Origin of the sequence: Agarivorans sp. JK6 (assembly GCF_045277145.1) — a bacterium.
GTDB classification, from domain to species: domain Bacteria; phylum Pseudomonadota; class Gammaproteobacteria; order Enterobacterales; family Celerinatantimonadaceae; genus Agarivorans; species Agarivorans albus.
The window spans coordinates 4,220,389-4,237,817 of the sequence record NZ_CP113525.1 but is presented as its reverse complement, the minus strand read 5'-3'; the positions used below and the strand labels follow the sequence as shown (position 1 = coordinate 4,237,817).

General features: G+C 44.8%; 17 protein-coding genes. 13 read left to right on the top strand and 4 right to left on the bottom strand.

Annotated features, from left to right (window positions below; all coding sequences use genetic code 11):
- Position 1: 1 nt before the first annotated feature.
- Together OV592_RS19525 and OV592_RS19520 are read right to left on the bottom strand one after the other, a co-directional pair.
- Complete coding sequence (locus tag OV592_RS19525) at positions 2-1,369, bottom strand: alpha/beta hydrolase (protein WP_406609713.1); 1,368 nt, start codon at positions 1,367-1,369, stop codon at positions 2-4.
- 66 nt (positions 1,370-1,435) lie between these two features.
- Positions 1,436-2,185 carry a helix-turn-helix transcriptional regulator gene (locus OV592_RS19520; RefSeq protein ID WP_016402340.1) on the bottom strand — a complete coding sequence of 250 codons (750 nt, stop codon included), beginning with the start codon at positions 2,183-2,185 and terminating at the stop codon, positions 1,436-1,438.
- A 113-nt stretch (positions 2,186-2,298) separates the two neighbouring features.
- Between OV592_RS19520 and OV592_RS19515 the strand changes: the two genes are divergently transcribed.
- From OV592_RS19515 to OV592_RS19495, 5 genes are all read left to right on the top strand, one after another.
- Positions 2,299-2,604 carry a hypothetical protein gene (locus tag OV592_RS19515; protein WP_338622407.1) on the top strand — a complete coding sequence of 102 codons (306 nt, stop codon included), beginning with the start codon at positions 2,299-2,301 and terminating at the stop codon, positions 2,602-2,604.
- A 35-nt stretch (positions 2,605-2,639) separates the two neighbouring features.
- On the top strand, positions 2,640-3,020 hold the full coding sequence (locus OV592_RS19510; protein ID WP_221075058.1) for a hypothetical protein: 381 nt from the start codon (positions 2,640-2,642) through the stop codon (positions 3,018-3,020).
- Positions 3,021-3,049: 29 nt separating this feature from the next.
- Entirely contained in the window at positions 3,050-3,856 is an 807-nt protein-coding gene (locus OV592_RS19505) for a DUF2145 domain-containing protein (RefSeq protein WP_338622406.1), read from the top strand.
- Between the two features lie 126 nt (positions 3,857-3,982).
- Positions 3,983-4,432, top strand: a complete 450-nt coding sequence (yiaA, locus tag OV592_RS19500) for an inner membrane protein YiaA (RefSeq protein WP_040307316.1) — start codon at positions 3,983-3,985, stop codon at positions 4,430-4,432.
- Between the two features lie 148 nt (positions 4,433-4,580).
- Positions 4,581-5,108 carry a DinB family protein gene (locus tag OV592_RS19495; protein WP_406609712.1) on the top strand — a complete coding sequence of 176 codons (528 nt, stop codon included), beginning with the start codon at positions 4,581-4,583 and terminating at the stop codon, positions 5,106-5,108.
- A 61-nt stretch (positions 5,109-5,169) separates the two neighbouring features.
- Here OV592_RS19495 and OV592_RS19490 read toward each other — a convergent pair whose 3' ends face one another.
- On the bottom strand, positions 5,170-7,389 hold the full coding sequence (locus tag OV592_RS19490; protein WP_406609711.1) for a glycoside hydrolase family 3 N-terminal domain-containing protein: 2,220 nt from the start codon (positions 7,387-7,389) through the stop codon (positions 5,170-5,172).
- Positions 7,390-7,931: 542 nt separating this feature from the next.
- Between OV592_RS19490 and OV592_RS19485 the strand changes: the two genes are divergently transcribed.
- Entirely contained in the window at positions 7,932-9,293 is a 1,362-nt protein-coding gene (locus tag OV592_RS19485; RefSeq protein ID WP_406609710.1) for a DUF4397 domain-containing protein, read from the top strand.
- 70 nt (positions 9,294-9,363) lie between these two features.
- Here OV592_RS19485 and OV592_RS19480 read toward each other — a convergent pair whose 3' ends face one another.
- Positions 9,364-9,603 (bottom strand): hypothetical protein, encoded by a 240-nt coding sequence (locus tag OV592_RS19480; protein ID WP_406609709.1) that lies wholly within the window; start codon positions 9,601-9,603, stop codon positions 9,364-9,366.
- An 87-nt stretch (positions 9,604-9,690) separates the two neighbouring features.
- Here OV592_RS19480 and OV592_RS19475 point away from each other — a divergent pair, with 87 nt between their 5' ends.
- From OV592_RS19475 to OV592_RS19445, 7 genes are all read left to right on the top strand, one after another.
- Positions 9,691-10,233: a DUF1993 domain-containing protein gene (locus tag OV592_RS19475; protein ID WP_016402330.1), complete on the top strand. Its 543-nt coding sequence runs from the start codon at positions 9,691-9,693 to the stop codon at positions 10,231-10,233.
- Between the two features lie 157 nt (positions 10,234-10,390).
- Positions 10,391-10,828 carry a GNAT family N-acetyltransferase gene (locus tag OV592_RS19470; protein WP_016402329.1) on the top strand — a complete coding sequence of 146 codons (438 nt, stop codon included), beginning with the start codon at positions 10,391-10,393 and terminating at the stop codon, positions 10,826-10,828.
- Positions 10,829-11,206: 378 nt separating this feature from the next.
- Entirely contained in the window at positions 11,207-11,611 is a 405-nt protein-coding gene (locus tag OV592_RS19465) for a GNAT family N-acetyltransferase (RefSeq protein ID WP_220720076.1), read from the top strand.
- An 86-nt stretch (positions 11,612-11,697) separates the two neighbouring features.
- Entirely contained in the window at positions 11,698-12,162 is a 465-nt protein-coding gene (locus OV592_RS19460; protein WP_406609708.1) for a GNAT family N-acetyltransferase, read from the top strand.
- Positions 12,163-12,200: 38 nt separating this feature from the next.
- Complete coding sequence (locus tag OV592_RS19455) at positions 12,201-12,383, top strand: hypothetical protein (protein ID WP_406611446.1); 183 nt, start codon at positions 12,201-12,203, stop codon at positions 12,381-12,383.
- A 209-nt stretch (positions 12,384-12,592) separates the two neighbouring features.
- Entirely contained in the window at positions 12,593-14,842 is a 2,250-nt protein-coding gene (locus OV592_RS19450) for a multiheme c-type cytochrome (protein ID WP_406609707.1), read from the top strand.
- Positions 14,843-14,979: 137 nt separating this feature from the next.
- Entirely contained in the window at positions 14,980-17,394 is a 2,415-nt protein-coding gene (locus OV592_RS19445; protein ID WP_406609706.1) for a TIM-barrel domain-containing protein, read from the top strand.
- The last annotated feature ends 35 nt before the right edge of the window (positions 17,395-17,429 follow it).

Here is a 17,429-nt window from a genome sequence, read left to right as displayed (position 1 = left end):
CTTATTGCATGAATTGCTCAATGCTGCGAAGCATTTGCTGATAATAAGGGTTGTAGCTCAAACGCTGTAAATGTGGGGTTTGCGCTAAGTTATGCTCGGTTTTTTCACCTTTCACCACGCTCTTAGATTGCTTGCATTGCTGGTAGCTAGGTAAATCGGCTAAGTAATGGCTGCAATTGCGGTAGTGACCATTTTCCCCATAATGTGGGTTACTGGGTGCATTAATAGTGGCCGTGTGCGCAACGTCTTTTACTGCTGAGCAAGAGGCCGTTGTGCAACTCGGAAACTCTATCATTACCTGACTGTTTAGCGCTTCTGGAATACTGCTTTGTTCCCCATAATAAACTAGGTGATTGGCAGATTTAGCCGCGCCAGTTTGTTTGCTTTGCCATTGACCTAATAGTTCTAGAGTGGCAGCGGTGCTAATGGTTTGGTCGTGTTCGCTGGCAACAACTAGCAAGGGAATATCTGGCAGTGTATCGGCTTTAGCCAAGCGTTTGTTCATGCGTTTCATTAAGCCATGAACTTGAGCACCAGCGTTGTAGGGAAAAGACTCGTACTTAGCAAAATCAATGTCCCCTTCTTTATCTAACCATGTGCTTAACCAGCTAACATATTTTGCCATCCACGCTACGCCGCTGCTGGCTTGGGAGGCAGGAGACCACAACATCACACCTTTAATGGCTGGTTTATTGTCTGGCTGTTCCAAAAGGTGGTTAAGAATTAGCGCTCCGCCGGTAGAGAACCCGCCTAGATAAACCTGCTGATAATCTTTTGCGGTGCGCTCAATGGCATAATCAGCCGCTTGCTGCCATTGCTTATAAGTAACGTTAACTAAATCTGAAGGCGCGGTGCCATGGCCAGGAAGTAGTAGTGTTCTTACATCGTAACCTTGTTGGTAAAAATGCCAGGCTAAATCGTGAAAATGATATGGAGAATCGGTTAAGCCGTGAATGAGCAACACGGCTTTGCTGTTATCGGTGTGGCTAAGTTCAAAGGGGGCAATAAGCTGTACCACTTTTGGCATGCCTAACCACTGTTGTTGCTTGGCGAGTAACTGATAGCTTTGGCTAGATAGCGGGCAGCTCATCATTGCCCGTGGATTACGTTGAGCAATCAGGTTCTGGGCATAATCTAAATAGGCTTGGTAGCTTTGATCTTGAGAATAAGAAAAGGTAGCGGTTTTACTGGGAAGAGCTTGGCGATAGGGAGCTTGTTCAATGTATTGCTCAATTAACTCCTGCTGAGAGTTAATGTTTACACAGTTTTCAGTGAAGCCTTGTGCCATGCTCAACGAGCTAATGCCCAAGCTTACAACCCCTAGCAATAAACTAGCGGGTTTACGAAAAAGGTGGGTTAAACAAAGCATTACTCATCCTTAATATTGTGGTTCACTTATCGTGATAGATTAATAGTGTATGCCTAAGCTTTTGGCTTAACTAGCGTTTTTGTTGTCACGGGCGAGCTTTTCAAAGATTGAAATTTCCCATGGCCGCAGCGCTAACAACATGCCGGTATGGCGGCGTTTATCTAAGGGTAACGAGGCATCTTGTTGATTGAGCGTAGCGGCTTCTTTAGTTAGTTGATTAAGTTTGCGCAAAATAATCTCAATAGAGCTTTGTGAATAGTGGCCACGTAGGTAAAAGCGGAAGCTATCGTCGCCGTTAAAGCGTGAATTCATAAACTCGGCCAGTACAATTTGTTCCATGAAGCGCTCTAACGGGCCATTCGGCAGCCAGCGAAAATCCTGAGCGATAAGTAGCTTATAGGCATTGTTTGGTAGCAGTTGGATCATTTTAAGTTTATCCAAGCGCGCCATTAAACGAATGCATTCATGTTCGCTTAAGTCATAGCGCTGAATTATCTCATCGAAGGTCCAAGAATCTCTTACACATACCGCCACCAAAAACAGTTTATGGTCGTCGATAAGCTCTTGTTCTTGTTCACGTGTTAAATGGGTAAGTTTCTCTTTTTCTTGGTCTGCCAGTAGAAACAAGTCAATCAGGTTAAGTTCAACAATGTGGCACATTTCCTCTAAACGCTCCAAAGAGAAACTATTGGTAGAGAACATACGCTTTACGTTGGCTTCACTCATATTTAAGCGCTGAGCAACGTCTTTATAGGTTAAACCTTGTTGGCGAAAAACTTGTTTAAGGGTGTCGCGGATCTGCTTTAACTGGCTCATGGTATACAAATACTATACTTAGTGTTTATTCATAATAAACATAATACAGCGCCGTTTACACTGAATTTCCTGGACTTTATGGTTAATGCGAACTTAACCAGCAGGGAATTATTATGAAATTATGGAAATCAGCTTTTATCACCTCTATCGCCCTTACTAGCTTGAATGCTGTAGCTGTTGGGTCTCTCGAAAACTTAAGTCAATCTGCAAAATATTCTGCACTGGCAGCTTCAGTTGGGGCAGCTGGTAGTGGTCAAGTTGCGGTTAGCGCGATAGCTACTCCGATTATGTTGGTAAGTGGTGGCGTAGCAGAAGTAAGCCGCGGTGTGGCCAGTGGTACGCAACATATTGCTGAAGAAGCTAATGTGCCAGTGCCTTTTGAAATTGGCGACGAAGTTATTGTTGGCGCTGCCCACTAATCTGCTCTTAGTTATTACTACAAAGGAATTATCAAATGAAATTATGGAAATCAGTTTTTATCACCTCTATTGCCCTTACTAGCTTAAATGTTGTCGCTACCGAGTCGGGCCAGAACTTTAATCAATCAGCCAAGCATTCGGCCTTAGCCGGTTCCACAGGGCTAAAAGGCAGTGGTCAAGTAGCCGTGAGTGCTGCCACTACGCCGGTAATGTTAGTTGGTGGCTTAAGTACAAATGTTGGTAGCCAAGTTGGTAAAAGTGCCGCAGAGAGTGGTCCCGTTGGCGCTTCCGTAGCGGTTCCTGCAGCATCGGTTGCGGTGGTAGGGAGCACTGCAACAGTGAGTGCGGCAGGTATAGCAGAGAAGGCAGGAGCGCCTGTACCTTTTGAAATCGGCGACATCATCGTTATTCAATAAGCCAAGATAATAAACATAGGGATATATTCATGAAAACTATAAAGAAACTAATTATTGCCACAGTTTTTACCGTAACGAGTGCTGCCACTTACGCTGGCAGTGCGCCAGCGGAAGATGCCAAGCATCAGCCAGAAGCTATTGCTAAGTTCTCTAAAGAAGTAGAAAAATATGCAGCTAAACATCGAGCCAACGTATTTATTATTGGTCGAGTAGGTCGCCCGCAGGAAGATTTACCCAAAGGCGTGCAATTTACTCACACCGCTTTGGCCGTGTACTCGAACATTACGCTCGACTCTGGCGAGACCACCAAAGGTTATGCAATTTATAACTTGTACCAAAACCAAGGGGATTTAGGCCACAGTAGCTTGGTCACCGATTATCCGGTGGACTTTTTCTGGGGAGCCCACAGCTTAAAAGCTGGCATTATTATTCCAAATAAAGAAGTACAAGCTGGCTTATTAGCGCTAGTAAACAATGGCGGTAATCATGTGGTACACAACCCAAATTACTCAGTATTGGCGAACCCATTTGACGGGCAGTTTCAAAATTGTACTGAACACACCTTGGATATGTTGAATGCCAGCATATTTGATACCACTGACCGAGAAGAGCTGAAGTGGTTGGCCAAATCAGACTTTAACCCACAGCCGATTAAGGTAAACCGTTTTAAGTTATTTATGGGTGGTTTGTTTTTAGACGAAGTGACCACCAAAGATCACGATGGTACGCCGCAAACAGCCACCTTTACTAGCATTGCGCGCTACTTAGATGAGAAGAAATTATTGGAGCACTCGGTAGTCCTTTATCAACATGATGCTTATAAGCCTTTACTGTAATTGATTGACCAAGATCTTAATAAATTCAATATGAGAACGAATATGAACCAAGTAGAAAAAGAATTAGGTTATATTAATCAATTGGATAGTAATTCCGCACCGTTAAACTTTAGGAATAATAACGATATGAAATCGCAATCTTTACCAAAACCAACCTCCGCCTTTATTGGTGCCTCTTGGGCCGCGTTGATGCTAGGTGCAGGCGCTTACCTTATCGGCTTGTGGAATGCCGACATGCAGCTAAACGAAAAAGGGTACTACTTTACCTTGTTGTTATTTGGACTGTTTTCATCGGTGTCTTTACAGAAATCGGTACGTGACAAGCTAGAAGGCATTAAAGTAACTGCGATTTACTACGGCCTAAGCTGGTTCTCATTAGCTGCAGCTGTTGCGCTGTTAAGTATTGGCTTATTCAACGCAACCTTAGCCTTAAGTGAAAAGGGCTTCTATGCCATGGCTTACGCCTTATGTTTGTTTGCCGCCATTGCGGTACAAAAGAATACCCGCGACATGGCTTATTTTGCAGACGACGAACCAAGCAAAGCACTTGAAGCTGAGCTAGAAGAGGAACACTAGTTTTGAGTGACTGCTTTTAGGCGCTGTTTATCAAATCTTGAATTTAATGAACAGCGCCTAAGTCAGCATTTTGGGCTTATGGACAACATTCACTGCGAACCACGAGTAAAAGTTATTGTTCGCTTAGCTGCCATTTAAAGGAATAACAATGAGCACTGCTTTTGCGCTAATGGCGCAATACAATGAAGTAATGAATCGCCAACTTTATGCTTGTGCTGCTCAACTCAATGAGCAGCAACTAAAGCAGGATAGAAAAGCGTTTTTTGGCTCAATCTTTGCCACGCTAAACCATATTTTAGTGGGCGACACTTTGTGGTTACAGCGCTTTGCTAAGCATCCCAAAGGATTTAGTAGTTTAGTGGACATAGCAGCATTACCTCGCCCTAAAGCCTTAAATGAGATTATCTATGAAGATTTCACCAGCTTAGAGCAAGCACGGGTTGCCATGGACATGGCGATAATGGCTTTTGCAGAGCAACTAAGCCCCGAGTATTTACAGCATTCATTAAGCTACAAAAACAGCAAAGGTGAGGCACAGAAAAAGCCTTTTGAGTTGTTGGTATTGCACTTTTTTAATCATCAAACCCATCACCGTGGTCAAGTCTCAACCTTGCTCAGTCAATTTGGAGTTGACCTTGGCGTGACAGATTTACTATTGCAGATCCCAGATGCTTAAAAGCCTCTCAAGCTAGCTTAAGAGGCTTTGTATTGAAGGCTTTGCGTTAACAGTCTTTGATTTACGCTACCTTAAAGTCGGCTGAGAGCAAATCTTCTGCTTTAGACGAAGGCCCTACAAATACTTTAAATGCACCTGGCTCTACCACTTTTTGTAGTTGCGCGTTGATTAAGGCTAAATCAGCAAAGGGCACGCTAAATTCCACGCGTTGCGTTTCTCCTGGTGCTAACTCTACTCGCTCAAAACCACGTAGCTGTAACACTGGAACAGTAACCGAAGCGGCGCAGTCATGAATATATAACTGCGCAATCTCTACACCTGAGCGTTGGCTAATATTGCTGATGTTTACCGACACTTTTAAAGCCTCTCCTTGGCTTAGATCCTTGTTGGCCGCTAAGCAAGGTGTACTAACGGCGAGGTCACTATAGCTAAACTCACTGTAGCTAATGCCTTCACCAAAACTAAATAGAGGTAATAAAGGCATATCAATATAACGCTCTTGTTTGTCGGTTCGCTCCGATAAGCGGGCGTGCCAGCCTTCATATTTGTTGTAGTAAACCGGAGATTGACCCACATGTTGCGGGAAGCTAATGGTGAGTTTACCGCTAGGGTTTAGTTCGCCAAATAGCAGTTCGCTAAGGGCTTGGCCGCCTTTCGCGCCAGGGTTAAAGGCACAAACAATGGCATCGGCATGCTGTTTTACCCAGCCAATAGTAAGAGGTTTAGAGGCCATAAATACCACGATTAGCGGTTTGCCAGTGGCTTTAAGAGCTTCTAGCATCGCTTGTTGCTGACCACTTAAATCTAGATCGGCGCGGTCGTGAAATTCGCCATGCTGGCTAAGTGTATCGCCAACACAGGCAACGATGATGTCGCTGTTGTTGGCAGCGTTTACTGCACTGCTTATTTCTTCAAACTCTGCTTCGGCGGGCGCTGCACCGCGTACGTAGCTTAGTTCGCAACGTCCTGCATCAGCAGCGGCTTGTAAACCTTGGCGTAAGGTAATGGCGTCTTTTTGGTGGTAACTATCATCGGCTGCGCCCGCTTGCATAGAGCCAAATGACCAATCACCCAGCTGCGCCACAACATCATCGGCGTTAGCGCCACATAATAGAATCTTAGGTTTAGAAGCATCTGATAGCGGCAAAATGCCGTTATTTTGTAATAGGGTTAGCGATTGGCGACTGGCTTCTAGCGCTGCTTGCCAGTGGTCGGCATTACCTAATACTTGTTCTTTTTTACTCAGGTCGGTGTAGCGGAAGTCTTCAAACAAACCTAGTTCAAACTTGTATTTAAGAATACGTGATACTGCGTCGTCGATTAAGGCAATATCTAGCTCACCATCTTTCACTAAGTCGATGGTATGTTGATAAAATGATGGCGTGGTCATGATCATGTCATTACCCGACTCAACCGCGATCTTTGCAGCATGGCGTAAGTCTTCTGCTACGCGTTGTTTGTCGTGTAGTGAACCAATGTTATCCCAATCTGTAACAATAAAGCCGTCCATTCCCCACTGGTTTTTAGGCACTTCGCGCAGTAACCAACTGTTGGCACTACAAGGTACGCCGTCGATAGCTTGGTAACCCACCATTAATGTGGCAACGTTGGCTTCTTTGACCGCTTTTTCAAAGGGTGGTAAGAATAATGAAAGCAGCTTACGAGGAGAGACTTCGGCCTCATAAGCGTCACGACCACCGGTAGCTTCGCCATAGGCAACATAGTGTTTGGCACAGGCCAAGATGGTATCGTGTGAAGCTAAGTTATCACCTTGGTAACCATACACTGCAGCAGCGGCTAGCTCTCCAATTAACCATGGATCTTCACCAAAGGTTTCATTTATTCGACCCCAGCGGCTATCACGGCCTACACATAATACTGGTGAAAAGGTCCAATGCAGGCCACAGGCGCGGGTTTCAATTGCGGTAACACGCGCCATGCTTTGGCTTAGTTGTTTACTCCAAGCACAAGACAAGGCTAATTGCGTTGGGAATACCGTGCCGTTGTTCTCGAAACAATGGCCATGAATAGCATCAATACCAAAAATAAGCGGAATACCAAGGCGAGTTTTGGCGGCACGCTGTTGTAGCTCTTCAACCATTGTGCCGGTGCAGTGCAAATAACTGCCCACATTCCAGCTCTCAAGTTTGTCGAGGTTTTCTGGCATGTTGGCGGGCAATTGCAGCATTTGGCCCACTTTTTCTTCCACGCTCATTAGTGACAACAGGTTTTCTACTCGCTCGGCTACGCTGAGCGAAGGATTGGTATACGGCTGCGACATGCGGCTGTTCCTCTAGTTAACTTCAATTTGTTGGTTACTCAGAATTTTAGTGAGTGGTTTAGCGTCACAGCTTGCTGAGTATTCATTCTATGCTGCCTATAGTAGTTAAATTGGTGGCTTATTCACCTTAAAGTAAGCGGTTTCATGAAAGTTGCTTGAGCTTTTGAGGGCTAGCTAACATTCGAAGATATCCAGAGCAATATTTCATGAACCCAACAATAAATTAGATAAGTAAATACTAAGTTTGCTCAGGCGGAATAAATCGAGGAAATGAGAACGATTGCTCAAGTATTTTGTTGAATCAAACAATAAAAATATAACATTTTTGTTACAAGTTTGCTTTGTGCTTTTTGAGAAGAGGTTGATTTTAAAATCCAATTATTTTAATGACTTATGATTTATTTTGCTTGCTTTTCTTTCATTCTGTCACATCTAAGTTCCTTGTCATCGATAAACAATCCGCGATTTTTCTTGTGATCTTATTTTATTTCCTTGGCGTTTCAATGGCTGATACCACTACAGAGATACTTAAGGAAAAGAACATGAAACTTGCCAAATCAGGTCTACTACTCAGCTCGGCTGTTTTACTCGCAGCCTGCGGTAGTGATGACGACCACGTTGAAACCCCAATGTCCTCAGTTCGCGTAACCCATGCAAGCGCCGACGCGCCGTTGGTAGAAGTTAAAGCCAATGGCGAAACCTTTGCTGGATTAAGCATGGTGGATTACCGTCAAGGCAGTGCTTGGGTGCCGGTAGCATCTGGCAGTTATGATATTAGCGTTGACGCCATTTTGCCTGGTGATAATGCTGAAGTGATAGCTGCAAACTTAGAGTTCTCTCCGGATATGCAATACGACATTATTGCGCTCAACTATGCGGCTTCAATTGAGCCAGTAGTGCTAAGCCGCAGCAGTGACGCGGTGGATGCAGCTAGCGTGCGCCTTGATGTATTACATGGTCACCCAGATGTGGGTGGGGTGGATATCTATTTAACCACTGCAGCTGATATTACGAGCGAAGCCGCGGCAATTACTAACTTAGAATTTAAAGTTGATAGCGCAGATTTACCGGTAACCGTTCCAGCCGATACCTACCGAATTCGCATTACTGGAACCGGCAGCAAAACCGTAGTTTTTGATAGCGGCGAAGTGGCGTTAGCTGGTGGTAGCGATTTAATGTTAACAGCCGTGCCAAATAGCGACATGGGCTCAGTATCGCCAGTAAATGTGTTGTTGGCCGATGGCAGCGCTGTTTCGGTAGTGCGTGATATGGCAGAAACCAGCCATGTACGAGTGGTGCATGCAGTAGATGATGCACCGATGGTTGATGTATTGGCGAGCGGAGCTCCTGTAACTGGCTTTACCGGAATTGCTTTTAACGAAACACCATTTCGCAGCGGTGATTTAGCTGCAGCTAGCTATGATCTGAGTGTTGCCGCCAGCGCAGACAACAGCTTAGTGGTTATTGATGCCCCAGGAGTGATGTTGGATGCGGGAGCCGAAACCAGTATCTATGCTGTAGGCAAATTAAACTCGATTACTGACAGCACCATTGAACCACTGGTTATTAGTGAAGATTTACGCTCGGTAGCGCTTTACTCTAAGGTTCGCGTAGTGCATGCAAGTCCAACTGCAGGTGACTTAGGCCCAGTTGATATTCATGCTTCTGCCGATGGCAACTTTAGCGCAGACACCGTAGTGTTAGCTGGGGTTAACTTTAAAGATAATGCGGTACTTAATGTTGCGGGTGGCACCTATACCTTCGCTGTAATCCTAGCTAGCGATACGACTTACAGCCCAGCAATTGAAACCATGGCCACTATCGAGAACGGCGGTGTTTACACAGCAGTAGCCACCGATGACTTTAGTGATTTAGTACTAAACGTAGATACTATGGCACCATAACAACATAGTTGTTGAGTAACAAAAAAGGGCCGTAAGGCCCTTTTCTGTTTTTGCTGGTATGGTAGCGCGACTATTTAACTCGGGTGATCGTTACTAAATGAGTATGCTGAGGCACTTCTATTAGAGCACCGCGTTTTAGTCTTTCTATCTGGTTTACGTGATGTTCGGAAAAGCCACGTTGTTGCCAGTTTTTCCCCACTAAGTCTGATTCACTGAGCGGATAAATATCTTGATGGCTTAAGCTATCGTGACGCGAAATAATCCATACTCGCTGTTGCTCTACAGTGAGGCTTGTTAGTACGTTTTTCACTTTATTCCAAACCAACAATGCGAGTTTCACCTTGATTAATCATTTCTAAACCCGTTATAACATAGGCTTAGTTTAAGGACGAACAGCATGACAGATCCCAAACCCAATAAGCTTTATCAATTATCGGTACCACTGTTTTTACACTATTTAAATCAGCTCGATGAATTACTTAGTGATATGCAGTTATTTGCCGAGGAACAGGGCCTAAGCGAAGCACAATTATTGGCCGCCAAACTTGCCGACGACATGTTTCCATTGGGGCAACAAATTAGCACCGCCATTGGTTTTAGTCTGCGTTGTTGCTTACCTTTAGCGGGCCAAGATATCGAAAACTTTAGCCCAGAGCTTATTTCTTATCAGAGTTTGCAGCAGCAATTGCACAGCAGTGTAAGGTGTTTGCAGCAGTTAAAAGCTGAACAATTTGAGCAAAGTACGCCGAGCAATATTTCTACTCAGGCTGGGTTTGCTAAATTATCGCTAAGCCCAAGTGAATACCTGCAACAATATATGCTGCCAAATTTCTTTTTTCACTACACGATGAGCTATGCGATTTTACGTCAGCAGGGCATGCCTTTAAGTAAACAGAATTTTGATGGCTATCATCAATACCCTGCAGGTTTTAGCTTTTAAAACAGTCACTTCAAAAAATTATGAGTGATTTGGTAATTGACTAATGATTATTTCGTAAAGCGCAAGAAATACGCCTTAAAACCTTGTGTTAGCGTAATACAATCGGTAGATTATTTGAGATAAAGGCGCGCAAGAACAATCAGGGGGACATTCGTCAATGCATCCAGATTATTTTATAAGTACTAACCAAGCAGAGTTAGATATCTCGCTGATTCATAGTGTATTAACTAAGTCTTACTGGGCTAAAGGTATCCCTCGCGCTACGGTTGAACAATCCATCGATAATTCATTGTGTTTTGCTGTTTATAACTATCAAAAACAGCAAGTTGGTTTTGCTCGGGTGATTAGCGATTACAGCACCTTCGCCTATTTAGCCGATATTTTTGTCCTAGAAGAACACCAGGGTAAGGGTTTGGCTAAGGCACTAATGCATCGCATTATGGCCCATCCTAGGCTACAGGGGATTCGCCGCTTTAAGTTAGCGACCCAAGACGCACATGGCCTTTATCAGCAGTTTGGCTTTACCGAGTTAGCCCATCCAGAAATACATATGGAGCGCTGGCAGCCAAACTTCTATTTACTTCCTCAAAGCTAACAAATCTTATGTTGAAGTCGCCTGTTGCCGCGACTTGCCTTCAATATCTACTTTACGCTGCTTTCTGCAGCGTTTTTGTTCCTTACTACAGCCTTTAAGCTATCGAAGCTAGTTGCATTAAACCGATGTTAAACGGCAGCAGGGTACAAATCTAAATCACATTTTTAGCATAAGTGAGTATCTGGTCTATCTTGCTTATCTTTTTCTTGCACGCTGTAGAGCCTTGGCTTGTAGGTGTTTAGCATAAATGTTACTGATTTGTTACAAATGCCGCTGGCAAAGTTACCAAACGTTACCCTGAGGGGCTTGAGGCTTGGCTTATTGCTGACTAAATTTACGCCAATCAATGTGGGGTGGGTTAATCAGGGAAGGCTGAGCATGCAACAGGGATACTATGTTGGTACTAACAAAGAACAGCTTGATTTAGCACTTATTCATGAAGTGTTGGTGAGCTCTTACTGGGCAAAGGGGATATCTAAAGGAGCTGTTAAAACGTCAATTGATAATTCCATGTGTTTTGCCGCTTTTGACCTTAAGCAGCAGCAAGTAGCTTTTGCCAGAGTTGTCTCTGACTATTCAACCGTTGCTTATTTAGCCGACATCTTTGTATTGGAGGAGCATAGAGGTAAAGGCTTAGCCAAAGCCATGATGCACCGGATTATGGCTCACCCTAAATTGCAGAATGTACGCCGATTCAAACTCGCAACTAAAGATGCTCATGAGTTGTATCGTGGTTTTGGGTTTAACCAAATTTCAGATCCAAACCTTTATATGGAACGCTAAACAGCAGCGCCTTACTGTTAATTGGATTGAATTTTAAGCCTATATATTCAATGCTAATGGCTTGTTGAGTTATTAGGAAATAGTCAGTGGATATACGCTTAAACGATGTAACAGGCGAGCAAGTCATTGCATTGCTAGAAGAGCACCACCAAGACATGTTGCGCCACTCTCCAATAGAGAGTGTTCATGCATTGGATGTGAGCGGTTTGCAGGCCGAGGGCGTGAAGTTTTGGTGTGCTTGGTTGGGAGATGAGCTAGCAAGGTGTGGCGCCCTAAAGCACCTTGACGCCAAGCATGCAGAGTTAAAATCTATGCGCACTGCTAGTAAACATTTGCGTAAAGGCGTGGCTGCTGGCTTACTAAAACATATTCTCAAAGACGCCCAAGAAAGTGGTTATCAGCAACTGAGTTTAGAAACTGGCTCTATGGCCGCGTTTGCTCCAGCGTGGGCTCTTTACCAGTCTTTTGGTTTTGAGTTTTGCGGCCCTTTTGCCAACTACCAACTTGATCCTTACAGTAAGTTTATGAGCAAAAGCTTGGCGTCCATCTAGGGCCTGTTGAACTTTGCTGATGGTTTTTACAGCAATTTATTAGCCATTTAGGCAAGGCAGTGAGTGTGAAGTTAAGTGGGCTTAATAATCACTCGCTAACGCTGAATAAATGGCTAAGAAATGCTGCCCGAAGGGTTCAGATAAGCGAACTTTACTCTTCGTTGAACGCTTTTCACTTAGCCCACAAAGTGTTCGCCGCGATTAAAGCCCGCTTATCTTGAATAAAATTTCAACACCAAAGACCAACAGGCCCTAGCCTTAAGCCTCTTTAAGTTATTTGTGGTTTAGCCCTTCTCTGTGACGTCATTTGTTCAAGACTTGCTACACTTTTAGTTATACCTTGCTAGATATTTGATTTGATAAGTAATTTTAGCTTGGTACTAGCAAAGTTTAATGACTGGATAATCCATAGTTTTGGAGAAGGGTAGGCATGAGGCAGGGGCTGTTTGGGCTTGTATTTGTTTGGCTAAGTGTAAGCTTATGTATATCGGCGGCTGAATATGTCGGAACCAATAGCTGTATAGAGTGCCATCAAACGCAATATCAACAATGGCAGGGCTCTCATCATGACATGGCAATGCGCCATGCCGATGAGCAATCGATGCTAGGCGACTTCGCTAATGCCAGCCTAGAGTTTGCAGGTAAAACCAACCGCTTCTTTCGTAAAGGCGCTGAATATTGGGTCAATATTGAGGGGCCTAACGGTGAATTTTCCGATTACCAAATAACTTACACCTTTGGCTTTGAACCGCTGCAGCAATACATGGTGGAATTTGCCGATGGTCGAGTGCAGCTCATTCCCTTTGCTTGGGACTCTAGAAGCAAGCAACAAGGTGGCCAGCGTTGGTTTCACCTATATCCCAAACAACAAAAAACGGATGAATTTTATTGGACCAATACCGGACAAAACTGGAACTATATGTGTGCAGACTGTCATTCAACTAGTTTGCAAAAGGGCTACGACGGCAGCAGCAATACCTACAATACCACTTGGTTTGAAATCAACGTTGGCTGCGAAGCTTGTCACGGCCCTGCCAGCGACCACATCAAATGGACTCAAAGTGACAATAAGCAAGCTGCGCTAGCCAATTTAGGCCAGTACAGTGGCTTTTCTCGAACTCTACAAGCTGCGGTGAGTGAATGGACTTACCAAGCTGGCGAATCCACTTTGAGCGCTGCCAGCCACCAACAAAGCCAGCAACTTAAAGTCTGCGCACAGTGCCATAGCCGCCGTTTGCAAATAAGCGAAAGCAATGACCACGTGGTGGGATCTTTGCTCGATCGCTATCAACCTAGCTTGATAAGCGCCGAGCTCTATCATGATGATGGCCAGATATACGATGAAGTGTATGTTTGGGGCTCATTTCAGCAGTCAAAAATGAAGCATGCAGGAGTAAGCTGCAGCAATTGTCATAATGTGCATTCTGGGCAATTGAAAATGGAAGAACCTGCGCTGTGTGCGCAGTGCCATGTAGCTTCTGAATACAGTGCAGAGAAGCATAGTTTTCACCCTGAGGGTAGCGAAGCTGCCATGTGCAGCTCTTGTCATATGCCGGCAACTACTTACATGCAGGTAGACCCACGGCGAGACCATAGTTGGCAAGTTCCGCGCCCCGATCTGAGTCAGGCGATTGGCACCCCAAATGTGTGTACTTCTTGCCACCAAGATAAAGACAATAATTGGGCGCTACAATGGCAGCGGCAATGGTTTCCTAAATCAAACTACTTAGATAATAATCATTTCTCTGAAGCATTTTTTGCTGCAGACCAAGGTTTACCCTCTGCCGAACAAGCCTTGGCTTACGTGGCGCAAAACCCCTTAGAAAGCAGCATTATTCGCGCCTCTGCTCTAGAGCGACTGGCGCAGTTTCCTGGCCGTAATAGTGTGATTGCCACTGCAAAAGCTGTTAGCAGCGAGCAAGAGCTGATTCGTTTAGGGGCGGTAAGTAGCGCTCGGCATTACCCTATAGCAGAACGCTGGCGCTTATTGTCTCCTCTACTGGGTGACTCAACCCTAGCAGTAAGAAGTGAGACTGCTGCCAGCTTGGTGAAAGGCTGGGCAAGTTTAACTGAGCAGCAGCAACAGCAATTAAAGCCAGCACTTAAGGAATACCAAGAAGTTCAGTTAGTCAATGCCGACCGTGCTTTTGCACTGAACAACCTAGCCGGTGTTTATCTTGCTACTGGCGAGTTTAATGAGGCGGAAGCTAGCTATTTACAAGCAATTAAAATAGAGCCTTATTTTGCCAACAGCTACGTTAATTTAGCCGATTTATATCGTCATTTAGGCAATGAAACGGCCGCATTTAATGTGCTCAAGCAAGGGCGCTTGGCTCAGCCTGCCAGTGCTGCTATCCCCTATAGCAGCGGTTTAAGTTTATTGAGACAAAAACAGGCGCAGCTAGCGGTGAGCTATTTTGCGCAAGCCACAGAGCTAGAGCCAAGTAACGCTCATTATTGGTATGTTTACGGCTTATCCTTAGAAGCTTTTGATTTGGTCAAAGCGCAGCAAGTATTAAACAAAGCCTACGATACCGGACGTAATCCGCAGCATTTATACGCCTTGTGTGAAATGAAGGTAAGGCATAAAGATAGAAAGGCACAGCTATGTATTTTGCAGTTACAAGCGGTGGTACCTGCAGAAGTCGTGCTGCGTTTAAAGCGGCAATTAAATCAATAGCTTAAACTCATGTCCTTTAATAAGTGGTTTTTGCCAGTGCTGCTTACCCAGTTCACATCCTGTTGATTACTTTAATTATTAATGGAGTATTTATTGTTACAGTTTCGGCTAAGAACTTTTTAGTTTAGGGATGAACAATGCTGGGATATCGTTACTTACCGTTGCATGTTGTTGGCGTGCTGTTAACTTGCTTATTCACGCTTAAGGCTCAAGCTGAATCCAGCTTATGGCAGGCTAATAAGCTGGATGAGCATACTATTGTTATTAGTGTTGGTGATATTGGTGAGACTGTATTTCACCCAAGTTTAATGCTGGAAGCCTCGCACAGCGAAGCGATTCCTTTATTCCCTGTTACCGAGCCCTTATCTAGTCCCTGGTATCAACTAAGTCTAGTTGAACAAGGCCGCTGTTTGTCTCTGGGTGACGCCGCGCATTCTAAACAAACACTTAGTCATTTATGTATCGAGTCGCTAAAGAGCGGTCGCTGGAAGTTAAGCTTAAGTGAAGGAGGTATTCAACAGATTTACGGCCTTGGGCAGCAGCACAATACTCAAGGTAATGCCGACGGCGATTGGATAGGGCGCAAGCGTATTCCGGGCAACCGCATGGGCAATGCTATGGTGTATCAAGGTGAGGGTGCGGTAGGCAATACCCAAATTCCGGTTATGTATTTATTGGGCGAGGGCAAACAAAACTTAGCCTTGTTTTTTGATCACGTTCAGCCCTTGGTATTTGATTTCACAAAAGCGCCATATTCTATCCAAGGCAAGGGTAAGCGAGCGCGAATCATCCTGATCGCCGGTGAAAACCTAGCTGATTTACGCTCTCGTTACTTAGCGTTGACCGGCAAGCCGCCGGTTCCGCCAAAAGCTATGTTTGGCTTGTGGTTGTCGGAATACGGTTTTGATAATTGGCAAGAACTAGACAGTAAACTCGCTAGCTTACATAAAGCACAATTTCCGCTTTCGGGTGTAGTGCTCGACCTGCAGTGGTTTGGCGGTATTAAACAAAACTCTAAACATACTCAAATGGGCTCACTTACTTGGGACGAAAAAAACTTTCCCAATCATCAGCAAAAAATAGCTGAGTTAAAGCAACGCGGTATTGGCGTAATGACTATTGAAGAGCCTTATATTGGTGGTGAGCTCAATGAGTACTATTCACTGGCTCACGCAGGCGCATTAGCCCGCAGTTGCGCACCGCCTTGCATGGAGCCCGCTTACATTAAAGATAATCCATGGTGGGGTAAAGGCGGCATGCTGGATTTCTCCAGTGAGAAAGGTGCAGCCTTTTGGCATGACTATCGCCGTGAAGCGCTAATTGATGATGGCGTGATCGCCCATTGGACCGATTTAGGTGAACCCGAGCTCTACCACCGTAAAGCTTGGTATGCCGGGGTGAGTATTGATGGCGAACTAAAGCATGACCATCAAAGCGTACATAACTTGTATAACCTGTTGTGGAGTCGCAGTATTTATCAGGGTTATCAACGCAACCAGCGCCAGCAACGCCCGTTCATCATGAGCCGCTCTGGTACTGCCGGCAGCCAAGCTTATGGTGTGGCGATGTGGTCGGGCGATATAGGGGTTAATTTAGCTAACTTACGTAGCCACTTTAATGCGCAAATGCACATGAGTTTGTCGGGTATCGATTATTTTGGTTCAGACATTGGCGGCTTTCATGGCACCCCTTGGGATGAGCAATATACTCAATGGTTTGCCGCTGCATTATTTACCGATTTACCGGTAAGGCCGCACACCCAAAACCTGTGTAACTGCAAAGAAACCGCGCCAGATAGAATTGGCGATACCGCCAGTAACTTGTTTAATGTTAAGCAGCGTTATGCCTTAAATCCATACTATTACACCCTTGCACATAGAGCGTGGCGCGAAGGAAAAGCCGTTGTTGCCCCTTTAGTTTATGCTTATCAAGAAGACCCGCAAGCAAGAACTAATGGTTCGATGAAGTTGATTGGGGATGCACTATTGGTAGCCTTGGAAGCCAAAGACAAGGCTAAACAAAGCTCGATTTATCTACCCAAAGGACAATGGTTTGATTACCGCACCAAGCAAATGCTTAACAGTAGCGGTGAGCAACTACAGCAGCCTTTATATATTGATGAAATATACCGCTTACCGCTGTTTGTTAAAGCGGGCCATATAGTGCCGCGACAAGTTGAAGATGAAGCAACGGTAGATTTGCTGGTAGTGCTGGATGAGCAAGGCACAGCTAAAGGCGAACTTATTGAAGACGACGGTGTAACGATCGCTTACCAACAGCAGCAGTTTCAGCATACATTGTTTAATGTGCAAACTGTTAAGCGCGGGCTAAGTATTCAAGTCAAACCCGCCAAAGGCAGCTTCACCGGTGCGCTTGAAAACAAAACTTATCAGCTCGAGTTGGCTAACTTACCCAACAACAAGGCGATTAAAAGCATACACTTTAATGGCAAAGCGCTCTCTCAATGGCAGCAAGGGCCCACTTTAAGGCTTGCCGGGCAAGAACTAAAGGTGCAACAGGGAGGCGAGTGGCTGGTGGAGTTTATTGACTAGATAAACCAAACGCACTGTGTGATTCAGTGCGTTTA

Coding starts and splice junctions, on each gene's coding strand:
- OV592_RS19485 (WP_406609710.1), top strand. CDS start 7,932: ATGAAACTTGCCAAATCAGGTCTACTACTCAGCTCGGCTGTTTTACTC.
- OV592_RS19495 (WP_406609712.1), top strand. CDS start 4,581: ATGAGCACTGCTTTTGCGCTAATGGCGCAATACAATGAAGTAATGAAT.
- OV592_RS19470 (WP_016402329.1), top strand. CDS start 10,391: ATGCATCCAGATTATTTTATAAGTACTAACCAAGCAGAGTTAGATATC.
- OV592_RS19520 (WP_016402340.1), bottom strand. CDS start 2,185: ATGAGCCAGTTAAAGCAGATCCGCGACACCCTTAAACAAGTTTTTCGC.
- OV592_RS19475 (WP_016402330.1), top strand. CDS start 9,691: ATGACAGATCCCAAACCCAATAAGCTTTATCAATTATCGGTACCACTG.
- OV592_RS19490 (WP_406609711.1), bottom strand. CDS start 7,389: ATGTCGCAGCCGTATACCAATCCTTCGCTCAGCGTAGCCGAGCGAGTA.
- OV592_RS19515 (WP_338622407.1), top strand. CDS start 2,299: ATGAAATTATGGAAATCAGCTTTTATCACCTCTATCGCCCTTACTAGC.
- OV592_RS19505 (WP_338622406.1), top strand. CDS start 3,050: ATGAAAACTATAAAGAAACTAATTATTGCCACAGTTTTTACCGTAACG.
- OV592_RS19510 (WP_221075058.1), top strand. CDS start 2,640: ATGAAATTATGGAAATCAGTTTTTATCACCTCTATTGCCCTTACTAGC.
- OV592_RS19450 (WP_406609707.1), top strand. CDS start 12,593: ATGAGGCAGGGGCTGTTTGGGCTTGTATTTGTTTGGCTAAGTGTAAGC.
- OV592_RS19525 (WP_406609713.1), bottom strand. CDS start 1,369: ATGCTTTGTTTAACCCACCTTTTTCGTAAACCCGCTAGTTTATTGCTA.
- OV592_RS19465 (WP_220720076.1), top strand. CDS start 11,207: ATGCAACAGGGATACTATGTTGGTACTAACAAAGAACAGCTTGATTTA.
- OV592_RS19445 (WP_406609706.1), top strand. CDS start 14,980: ATGCTGGGATATCGTTACTTACCGTTGCATGTTGTTGGCGTGCTGTTA.
- yiaA (WP_040307316.1), top strand. CDS start 3,983: ATGAAATCGCAATCTTTACCAAAACCAACCTCCGCCTTTATTGGTGCC.